Raw genomic sequence first — 10754 nt, forward strand, 5'->3', positions numbered from 1 at the left:
GCCATCACCCCGCACAACGTGGACGACGCCGCGCTGTCAGCGGCCGTCTACCTGTGCGGCAACGGCCGCAACCTGGGCGACCGCGACCAGCTGCGCGCCGCGATCCACACCTACAACCTGTCCTGGGCCTACGTCGACGACGTCATGTCGGGCATCGACCGCTACGACGCCCTCGGCCGCGTCCCCGCCCTCCCCTCGGGAAACATCGGCGCCGTCATCCAGGCCGCGCTCGCCCAGCAGGGCCTCCCCTACTCCTGGGGCGGCGGCGGCCCCTCCGGCCCCACCACCGGCATCTGCTGCTCCCCACGCGGACAAGACGGCAGCACCGTCACCGGCTTCGACTGCTCCGGCCTGACCCAGTACGCCTACGCCAAAGCCGGAATCAACCTCCCCCGCACCGCAGCCGAGCAAGCCGGTGCCGGCCGCCGCATCCCCGCCTCAGCCGGATACAGCGCCCTGCAGCCCGGCGACCTCATCTTCTACGGCTACGACCCCAGCGCCCACTCCACCATCCACCACGTCGGGATCTACCTCGGCGACGGAAAAATGATCAACGCACCCAAGCCCGGAACCCCCGTACGGATCGACCCGGTGACCGCGATGCCCGACTACGCGGGAGGGGCGCGGCTCCTGTGACCACCGCGCCCTGGACAGGCGGGCGCCTGATCACCGCCGCCGCCGTCCTCACTGCCACCGGAATCTGCCTCCTGTACGCCGGAATCCACGGCGCCGGATCTCCCCCGTCCGCCTCACAGCCCCCGTCGGCAGCGGTACCGGTCCGGAGCCCGAACCCGGCCAACCCAACGAAGTCGGCCGCCCCGCCGTCGGCCCCGCCTACGTCGCGGCTCGAGACAGTCGAGTCCCAGGGCTTCACTCCCGCGCCTCAGTCCGCCGCGCCGCCGCCGTCCTCGGCTCCCCCACCGGCCCCGTCCGGCAGCCTGTCGAGCGGTGGCCCGGCACTGCAGGAGCTGCCGCCTCCCGGATCCGGGCCCGCCGCCGACCCACTCATCCAGCATGCCCTCGACCAGGCCAGCAGCCCCGATCTGCCGACGGCCGACGAGCGGCGGTTGCTCGAACTCGGCCGGACAGCATGGCTGGCCGACACGGCCCGCTACACGCAGGTGCGGATCCAGGCCACCACCGCCCGCCGCGACACCCCACCAGCCCCCGACCCCGGCCCGAACGTCGGCTCGCGCGAGCCAGTGCGGGCGGTGGTGCGGCTGGTATGGGCCGGAGCCGACCCGGCCGGGACCTTCCTCGACGGCCGCACCGCGGCCGTCCGCTTCACCCAGAACGGAGACGGATCATGGAACCGCACCGCGTAATGGCATCCGGGGCCCTCGGCGCAGGCGCCGAAATCCTTGCCGCCCTCGCAGCTTTCGCCGACTGGGCGGTGGCGAACGCCTGGTGGCTTGCCCTTATCGCGGCCGCCGCGCTGGTCGGCTGGGAGACGCTGCAACAGCGCCTGGCCGCAGAGGCCCTGTCCCGACGCGCCTATGTCGAGCTCGCCCCCACGCCCCAGTTCGATCCGAGTCCGGAGCAGATCTGGCGTCAGGGGATGCAACTGGTGCGTGCCGCCGGCTCCGGACCGTGGTGGACCCCGCGGCGGGCGCGCACGCTGCGGCTGCGGCTGCGCGCCGACGGCCAGCGGCCCCTCACCTACCGGATCGAAGCCCCTGCCTCCGCGCACGCGCTGCTGGGACAGACCCCTTACGGGGCCCGTGTCCAGGTCAAGGCGGCGAATCCGGTGGCCGACAAGCGGCGCGAGCACACGGTGCGGGCGGTACTTGCCCTGCACGGGGAGCCCGGGTCCCGGCTGCGGGACGTGCCCCTGGACCCGGACCCGCTCCAGCCGCTGATCGACGCGGTCGCCGACCTGAACTCCGAGCTCGGTGATCTCGCCGAGGTGTGCGTCGACCTCGCCCCCGCCTCACGCTGGCACCTGGCCGCTCACCGTTTCCACGCCATGCAGCGGGCCCGGGAGAAAGCCCGCCGCGAAGCGCAGCGCGAGGCTCGGTGGCTCAGCCAGGAGTCCGTCGACAGTCTGCCTGTCACCGTGGGCCGGCTCCTGGACCCGGCCGAATGGCGCGGCACCCCCCGCAGCCGGATGGTCGTGTCACCCCATCCCCGGCACGTCGACCGCGACACCGCACTGGGCAAACTCGCCTACACCCCCGGACTGGTACGCGTACAGATCCTGGTGCGGTGCGCCTCCGACACGGCCGGGAGGGCGGAGCAGCGCCTTACCCGGATCGGGGCGGCCATGGACGTGTACGCGGGAACCTCCCGCCTCGCCTCAAAGGGCTGGGCGTTGGGTCCGGTGCGGATCGGTCCGGACCGGTGGCCGTGGCGGGAGCGGTTCGACGCACGGTGGGCGAGCGCTCTGATGCGGCCTGCCCGGGGCGGGTGGGCCCACATCGAGGAGCTCGCCGGACTCCTGAAGCCGCCCACCGTGACCGCGCGGGTGTCGCTGATGGAGAACGATATGCCCACCTACCAGCCCGGCCAGGACTTGCTGCCCCAGGGCTGGTACCGGGGCGCGGACGGACGCGAGCGGCTGCTGGCCACCCATGAGGACGACACTCTCTTCGAGATCCAGTCAGGCAAGGCCGGATGGGGCAAGACCATGCGGGCCCAGGTCCACGCCGTGGCCAGCGCCCACAACGGGCACGGGCTCGCTTTCGTGGACCCGCACGGCGACAGCTTCGAGGACGTTGCCCGCTACCTCGCTCACCAGGACCTCATCGACCGTGTCGCGCTCTTCGATCTGACCATCCGCACGGATAGCGGCATGCTCTCCTGCTGGAACCTCCTGGACATGAGCACCCGGCAGCCGCCGCACGAGGTGACTGCGGCCGTCGTCGGGGCCTTCGCCGGCGCCCTGGGCTGGGACGATGTCTCAGCGCCCCGGGCACTCACCATCATGACGAAGGCCGTCGAGGCCCTGGTCACCGTCAACACGGCGGCCGTCGCCGCGCAGGTGCCCGAGCGGCAGGCGACGCTCTTCCAGGTGCGGTCGCTTCTCACCGACCCAGCCTTCCGCCACCTTGTCACCGCCGCCCTGGACCCCGAAGCCAAGAAGTGGTGGACGGGAAGCTTCCCCGACCTACCCCGCGACGCACTGCCGACGGTACTGAACCCTCTGGAGCGCCTCGGCGCCTCCCCCGTCGTCCGGGCCTTTCTGGGATGTCCGGTCAGCGGGTACGACATCCGGCGGGCCATGGACCAGGGACAGGTGCTGTGGATCTGCCCGCCCGGGACCGGACCCACCGACCGCCTGCTGATCTCTCTGTTCGTCCACGACTTCCTGCGCGCCGGCCTGTCCCGCCGCGATCTCCCCGAGAAGGCGCGGCGCTCTTTCCGTTTCTACCTGGACGAACTCATCTCCCTGGACCAGCAATCGTCCACCGTGCTCGCAGAGATCACCGAGCAGCTGCGCAAGTTCGGCTGCCGCCTGCATGGGATGACCCAGCTCCTGCACCGCCTCAACCCGTCGACCCGCGCCGCCCTGATGCAAAACGCCAGTTGCATGTCGACCACGGCCGGGTCCGTGGAGGCCATCACGCAGATCACCGCCCAGTGGCCGGACACGGTCGCCCCCCGCGACATCGCCGGCCTGCATCGGTGGTGGCATTACGCCAGCTTCACCGTCGCGGGAAAGCGGATCGGACCGGTCCCTATCCGGGGCCCCGAACTACGCGAGGTATTCGACAAGCATGCGCGGCCCGCCCACATCGGCGCCCTGCGCAAGGCCGCACACACCTCCGCCCAGGCCCTGCCCCTGAACGAGCGAACCGTGATCGCCCTTGCCCAGGAGGAATCCGTCCGCGCCTTCCTCACCACCCGCACCACACCCACCGCCAACGACAACGCCGGAGAGCAGTACGCATGACCACCGCCACCAGGCTCCAGCCCGCCACCGAAGACACCCACTCCCACCGGGCCCTCGCCCTGATCGCTCAGCACCGGCTGCTGACCACCACCCAGCTCCACCAGATGCTCACCCCCCACACCCCGCCCCGCAAGATCCACCGCGTCCTGGTGCCTCTGCGCGAACAGGGCCTGATCACCCACACCACCCTGGGATCCAGCAGCCGGCTCCAAGCCCACTTCCTCACCCCCGAGGGCCTCGCCATGGTGCATGACTGGCCCGAGCTGCGCGGACGCACCGCGACCGGCATCCCCTCAGCGGCCGCCGCCTCACTGCGCGCCGCCCATATCCTCACCGGCGTCCGCGCACACCTCGCCTTCCTCACCGACGCCCGCGCCTGCGGCGACGAGTACGAACCCCTGGACTGGATGCCCGAAGTCACCCACCGCCTCCCCGACACCGCAGGCGAGGACCGGCTCATCGCCGACGCCGTGTTCCACTACACCGCCGCCAGCCCTCGCCGCCTGCAGTACCGGGCCTTCGTGGAAATCGACCGCACCACCATGAGCAGCGAGCGCCTCGCCCGCAAGCTCATCAGCTACTCCCGCTTCCACGACTACACCCCCCAGCCGGGTGGACGCCGGGGCACCATCGCCGACCAGGGCACCCTGCTCGCCTGGCAACGCCTCTACCCCCGCTTCCCCCGCATCTTGTTCATCCTCACTGGCGCCTCACGCCCCACCCTCACCACCCGGATCCAGGACCTGCGCAGCATGACCGCCGACCACGACCTCGTCACCCGCCTCGCCGCCCGCGTCCCCCTCGGCGCCGCCGTCCTCGAAGACCTCGAAGCCCACGGACCACAGGCAGCCGTCTGGACCCCCCTCGCCGGCAATGCCGCGTTGCGCGGCTGGACCCAGCTGTGAGCAGGCTCGAACCACACCCACCACAGTCCGCCGACAGACGTGGTCCACGACGTCGGCAAGGACACGGCAGACGGCGCCCAAGCGGGAGGGCGAGGCATGAACGGGGCAGACCGATGCGAGCCCGCGGTGGACCAGCTGGAGGCCGCCGACGACCGGTGGGCACGCACCATTGCCACCACCGGTGAGTAGTGAGTGTTCGGCCAGAACGCAATCGTTACCCAGCGCGGCGGGCGATGGTGACTGAATCGGTGAGTACCGCCACCGAGGATTACACCAGCAAAGATCAAGCCATGGAAATGCATTTCGGCCACTAGCCCGCCGCATTCCGCCAGGCCGAACTCAACCACTCATAGAGACACAAGACCGCACTTCAAATGGCCTTCTACATGCGAGTTTTCGACAATTGCGGCCAACATGTGATGTTCGGTCACATGAGCCCAAAGAACCCCATAGGAGCTACGGCGTTGTCGTCATAGGGTGCGCTGTACAACGCACCGCGACGAAGCAAACACGTTGCACCAGCGATGACACGGCCGGGCGGGCCGCCTTGCACGCCCGCCCACCGAGGTGACCAACAGGGGAGAGTTCCATGACAACGGCACGACAGCACCGGACCCACATCGCTGGCCGCCAGCTGCTCGCGGCCGCCACCGTCACCGCGGCTGTGGTGGTCCTCACGGCCGGGTGCACCAAGGACCTCAACGACAATAGGGCAGCGCCCCCGAGCCCCAGCGCCAACCCGTCCACGAGCACGTCAACGTCCGTGAGTGCCGATCCACAGGCCGCCGAAAAGTCCAGAGTCCTCGCCACATACAGCGCCTTCTGGGATGAGTCCGTCAAGGCCTACCAGGCCGGGACCGAAAAGGGTACGAAGCTGGTGGACTACGCCGCCAAGGACGCGCTGAACCAGACGCTCACCGACATCGCAAACATGCAGCGGGCCGGCACCGCCATGAAGGGCACGCCGGGGCATCGCGCCGAGGTCTCGGCGGTGAATATGTCCGGCGAACTCCCCACGGCCACGATCTCCGACTGCTTCGATCTGTCCACCTGGAAGATCATCGATCGTGCCAGCGGTCAGGTAAGGCCCTTCCCCACAGAGCAGCCCATGCGCTACATCACCGAGTTCGACGCAGAGTTCCAGGGCGGCCGGTGGATGCTGACGAAGTTCGTCCGGCACGGCGACCGCACGTGCTGAGACGGGGAGCGGTCGCAGCGTCCGTGAGCGCGGCTGCGGTGGTTTTGGCCACCCCTGCTCCCGCCTATGCGGACGGGGGTGTGTGCGAAGGCGCCTCGGGGTGGGTGAGTGTCTGTGCCGACAAGCCCAGTCAGGGCGGCAGCAACGCCGGACAGCAAGGCAAGGGCGGCAACAGCGGAGGCGGAGCCAAAGGACCCGATTCACGGTGGGCGTGCACGCGGACCTTGCTGGACCCCCAGCCCCCTGCAGGAAGCGCAGCCTGGGAAGGACACCAGGTGGGGGACGGCGCGGTCTATCGCAAGGAATGCAGTTGGATTGAATCGGTCAACGGAAACATCGTCACCACTACGGAGTGGTCCAACACTCCGGACGCCGTGTCCGTCGACCCTGCTGTGCTGGCACAGCAGGCGGTGGACAGCATGCTCCTCGCGGGTCCGTCGATCATCAGCCCCAGGGCAGCAGGTACATACACGGTCGGGGTACCGCTGTGGCTGTGGGTGAGTCAGAGTCCCACGACCTGGGGGCCCAACACGGCGTCCGCGTCTGCAGGCGGGATCACCGTGACCGCAACCGCGAAGGTGTCGTCTGTCGCCTGGAACATGGGTGACGACTCCACCGTGACCTGTTCAGGTCCGGGTACCCCGTACAACGCCGCCCGCGGCATGACGCCTTCCCCTGACTGCGGTCACCTCTATCGGTCGACGTCGGCCAGTCCCCCCGGCGGCAAGTACCAGGGCACCGCGACCACCACGTGGAATGTCGACTGGGCCGTGTCCGGCGGCGGACAGACCGGCCAGCTGACTGAGGTACGGCAGTCCCCATTCACCGTCTCGGTCGGCGAAGTCCAAGTCGTGGGCGAGTAACACCCCCAGGCGACCGCTTCAGTCCCCTTCTTCCTCTTCTTCTGGAGACACTGCACGTGAGCACCACCACCACGTCCGCGCCCGACTGGCCCGCCGTTCCGGGGCCCGGCAGCCCAGGGAAACCAGCGGCGGCACCCCGCGTCGTGCGCCAACGGCGGCGCCGGCCGGGCCTGATCGCCCTGTCCGTCGCGCTCATCGCAGCCGGAGGCCTGTCGGGGGCGCTGCTGTTCACCGCGTCCGGTCAGCGTTCCGCGGTGCTCGTGGTGGCACGAGATGTGCCAGTGGGCAGGGCGATCACCGACGCAGACCTCGCACCGGCCTCCCTGGCCCTGGATCCGGCGGTCAAGTCCGTGCCCGTCACGCGCATGGCCGACATGGTCGGCAAGCGCGCCGCCATCGCACTGACCGCGGGCTCGCTGCTCTCCCCTGCCCAGGTCACCTCCACTTCGCTGGTCAAGGCGGACGAGCAGCTGGTGGGTGTGGCGCTCAAGCCGTCGCAGTTGCCCGCGAGCCGGCTGGCATCGGGGCAGAAGGTGCTGATCGTGTCGACGCCGGACCCGGCGCAGGCGGCCGCGGCCGGGGGAAAGGCCAGTGAGCCGGCCGGGGTGCCGAAGACGCTGGCCGCGACGGTGGTCGCCGTCGGCGAGGCGGCACCTGCGACGGGGGTGGTGACGGTGGATGTGGCGGTGCCCGCCGCCGACGGTCCGACCTTGGCAGCGCGCTCCGCCACTGGCGCGGTCGCTCTGATCGTCGCGGCGCAGGGGGGCAGCTCATGACGGTGATCGCGCTTGCAGGCGGGCTTGGTGCGCCAGGGGTGACCACGGCGGCGATGGCGCTGCTGATGACGTGGCCACTGTCGGAGGGGCATCGGGTGGTGTTGGCCGAGGCGGACCCGGACGGCGGGGCGATCCTGCCCGGTGCTTTGCAGGGCACCCTCGACAACAGCCACGGCCTGCGGAATTTGGCGGTGGCGGGCCGTCAGGGGCAGCTCGGTGAGGCGTTCTGGCGGCAGCTAGTGGACGTCACCGACGCGGGGACACGCGACCGGCTGGTGCTGCCTGGTCTGTACGATCCTGCGCACGCCTCCGCGATGGAGCCGGTGTGGAAGCCCCTCGCGGCCCTGTTCTCGGGGATCGAGGAGCACGGGCACGACGTGCTGATCGACCTCGGGCGGCGGGGCGCGTTTGGCCCGTCCTCTGTGCTCGCGCAGCGCGCCGATGCCTTGGTGCTGGTCGCCCGGAACACGCTGCGCGGGCTCCAGAGCGCCCAGGTCCGCCTGGACACGCTGCGCGAGCAACTCGGGACCGGCGCAGAGATTGGCATGCTCTTGGTGGATGGCGGCCCGTTCTCGAAGGAGGAGGTCCGCAAAATTCTGGGCATCACGGTGACGGCGGTCCTGCCGTGGCGGCCGAAGGAGGCCGCGGTGCTCTCCGACGGTGCGGAGCAACCGCGCCGGTTCGAGTCGGGTGAGCTGATGCGCGCGGCACGGTCTGCCGCTGTACGGGTCCAGGAGCTGGTGGTGATCCGCCGATCCCGTCTGGCTCTGCCCCCGCCTGCTTCCGGTCTGGGGCGGGTGGTGCGCGGTGCGCGCTAACCCCCTCCACAGCAACCCCCAGGTCACCAGCTCGTTGGAAGCTCGCCTCGCCGCCCCCCGCGGGCTCGCCCCGCACCGCACGGCCCAGCCCCACGGCGGGCCCTCGACGCCCGGCGGGGGCAGTCCGGCGGACCCGCGTTCCAGCCTTCCGTCCCAGGCGGTGGCCGTCGCCAGTCCGTCGGCTGCCGTGGACTACGCGGCCGTCCGGCTGATCAAGAAGGAGGTCGGGGAGCGGCTCACCGAGATACTGCGGGCCCGGCCGGGGATGAGTCTGGCCGCGCAGGAGCAGCAGGGCCGCCATCTGATCAATGAACAGGTCGCGGTGTGGTCGGACTCCGAGGCCGTCAAACGTGGTTTTGCGACGTCGGCGAGTGAGGACGCGGCGACCGCTCAAGCCGTGTTCGACCTCCAGTTCCGGGCTGGCCGGCTCCAGCAGCATCTCGACAACCAGCTGGTTGAGAACATCTTCATCAACGGGTACGCCCGGACGTCGCTCGACTTCACCGACGGGCGCCGCGTCGAGGTCGCGCCGGTGGCGGACTCGGACGAGGAGCTGCGCGAACTCCTTCGGGATCTCGCCCGGCGCACCACCGGCCAGAACGAGCGTTCCCTATCGACAGCGGACCCGTTCCTGGCACTTCGCCTCGCGGACGGGTCCCGTCTCCAGGCGATCACCGAGGTCACCCCCGAAACGTTCGTGACGATCCGCCGGCACACGATGCGGCACGCGGACCTGCCCGAACTCGTAGGCCGGGGGATGCTCGACAGCGCCCTGGGGCAGTTCCTGCGGGCGTGCGTCCGTGCGGAGAAGAACGTCATGATCGTCGGCGGTCAGGCCGCCGGCAAGACGACATTGCTGCGCGCGCTCCTCAAGGAGATCGATCCCGACGAGCGGTTCGCCACCCTCGAGACCGAGTTCGAGCTCTTCGCCCACGAGAACGGGCACCACCGCCAGGTCGTGCCGATGGAGGCCCGCGAGTCCAACGGGGAGAGGGTCGCCGGGCAGGCCGCTGGCGAGATCACTCTCATGGACCTCATGTACCGGGCGTTGCGCATGACGCTGACCCGGATCGTGGTCGGTGAGGTCCGCGGCCCGGAGATCGTGGCCATGCTCCAGGCCATGACCAACGGGGCGGGTGGCAATCTGTGCACCCTGCATGCCATCCACCCGTCGGTGGTGTTTGACCGGATCGCCGAGCTGTATCTCCTCGCGCAGGCCAACATGTCGGAGGCCCTGGCCTACCGGCAGGCTGCGAACGGGCTGCACTTCATCGTGTTCGTGTCCTCCATCGACGAGACGAAGATCGGCGGGCATCGCCACCGGTTCGTCTCCCACGTCCTGGAGGTGACCGGGATCGGCGAGGGCGGCCGCCCGGACACCAACACCATCTTCGGGCCGCGCCCGGAGTGGGGCGAGCACCGTGCGGTACCGCTCATGCTCCCCCGCTGCATCGACGACCTGCGCCGCGTCGGCTTCGACGCCTCCCTGCTGTCCGAGCCCGGCGGCGCCTGGACGACGGCCCTGCCGTTGATGATCGCGGAGGGCGCCCAGTGATGACGCTGCTGCTGTGGGTGGTGGCCGGTCTCGCGCTCACCGGTGGTCTGGTGGGGCTGGTCGCCGGGATCGTCGGTACCACCACCCCCAAAGGACCCGGGCTCGCCGCGCGCATGAGGGCCGGGCAGCAACTCGCCAGCCGTGACGAACAGATGGCCCGCCGCACCCGGTTGACCGTCGGCGCCGTAGCCGGGATCCTGTTATGGCTGGTCACCGGCATGTTCGTCGCGGGCGCGATGGTGTTCCTGGCCGTCATCGGCGTGCCGTGGCTGCTCTCCCCCACGAAATCGGCCACTGCCCGCATCGCCAAGCTGGAATCGCTTGGCGACTGGACGCAGCGCCTTGCCAACGTCCTGCGGCTCGGGCGGGGCCTGGACGAGGCCTTGCAGATCTCCCGCAAGGGATGCCCCGAGGCCATCGCGGAGGAGGTCGCCGACCTCGTCGACCGCCTCCAGGTCGGATGGCGGCCCACCGACGCCCTGCGCGAGTTCGGTGACGCCTTGGGCGACGTTACCGCCGACAAGGTGGTGGCCGCGCTGATCCTGTCGGCGGCCGACCGCGGCCCCGGCCTCGCCCAGGCGCTGGACGACCTCGCCGAATCCGTCCACGAGGAAGTCGCCCGACGTCGCGCGATCGAAGCGGACCGGGCCAAACCGCGAACGACGATGCGGTGGATGACGATCATCACCCTCGGCATCATCGGCGCCGGATTCCTCATCCCCTCCTACACGGCCCCCTACGGCACCC

Annotated in this window: 10 protein-coding genes; all 10 read left to right on the forward strand. The window is 70.2% G+C overall.

Going from position 1 to position 10754, the window contains the following annotated elements; all coding sequences use genetic code 11:
* A partial coding sequence (locus ACFV0Q_RS30825) for an NlpC/P60 family protein (RefSeq protein WP_385009681.1) occupies positions 1-636 on the forward strand: 636 nt, incomplete at its 5' end.
* A 431-nt stretch (positions 637-1067) separates the two neighbouring features.
* Entirely contained in the window at positions 1068-1325 is a 258-nt protein-coding gene (locus tag ACFV0Q_RS30830; protein ID WP_385009683.1) for a hypothetical protein, read from the forward strand.
* Entirely contained in the window at positions 1307-3892 is a 2586-nt protein-coding gene (locus ACFV0Q_RS30835; protein ID WP_385009685.1) for an ATP/GTP-binding protein, read from the forward strand. The genes ACFV0Q_RS30830 and ACFV0Q_RS30835 overlap by 19 nt, the downstream gene beginning before the upstream one ends.
* Complete coding sequence (locus ACFV0Q_RS30840) at positions 3889-4797, forward strand: replication-relaxation family protein (protein ID WP_385009686.1); 909 nt, start codon at positions 3889-3891, stop codon at positions 4795-4797. The genes ACFV0Q_RS30835 and ACFV0Q_RS30840 overlap by 4 nt, the downstream gene beginning before the upstream one ends.
* 589 nt (positions 4798-5386) lie before the next feature.
* Positions 5387-5995, forward strand: coding sequence for a hypothetical protein (locus ACFV0Q_RS30845; RefSeq protein ID WP_385009688.1), 609 nt, complete (start codon positions 5387-5389; stop codon positions 5993-5995).
* Between the two features lie 275 nt (positions 5996-6270).
* Positions 6271-6858 (forward strand): ATP/GTP-binding protein, encoded by a 588-nt coding sequence (locus tag ACFV0Q_RS30850; RefSeq protein WP_385009689.1) that lies wholly within the window; start codon positions 6271-6273, stop codon positions 6856-6858.
* A gap of 56 nt (positions 6859-6914) precedes the next feature.
* A complete protein-coding gene (locus ACFV0Q_RS30855) occupies positions 6915-7634 on the forward strand; it encodes an SAF domain-containing protein (RefSeq protein ID WP_385009691.1) in 720 nt (239 codons plus the stop codon).
* Positions 7631-8452: a hypothetical protein gene (locus ACFV0Q_RS30860; RefSeq protein ID WP_385009693.1), complete on the forward strand. Its 822-nt coding sequence runs from the start codon at positions 7631-7633 to the stop codon at positions 8450-8452. The genes ACFV0Q_RS30855 and ACFV0Q_RS30860 overlap by 4 nt, the downstream gene beginning before the upstream one ends.
* On the forward strand, positions 8442-10007 hold the full coding sequence (locus ACFV0Q_RS30865) for a CpaF family protein (protein ID WP_385009695.1): 1566 nt from the start codon (positions 8442-8444) through the stop codon (positions 10005-10007). The genes ACFV0Q_RS30860 and ACFV0Q_RS30865 overlap by 11 nt, the downstream gene beginning before the upstream one ends.
* On the forward strand, positions 10007-10754 hold a 748-nt coding region (locus ACFV0Q_RS30870; protein WP_385009697.1), incomplete at its 3' end, for a type II secretion system F family protein. The genes ACFV0Q_RS30865 and ACFV0Q_RS30870, both read left to right, overlap by 1 nt.

Source organism: Streptomyces sp. NPDC059564 (assembly GCF_042735575.1).
In the GTDB taxonomy this organism is placed as follows: Bacteria; Actinomycetota; Actinomycetes; order Streptomycetales; family Streptomycetaceae; genus Streptomyces.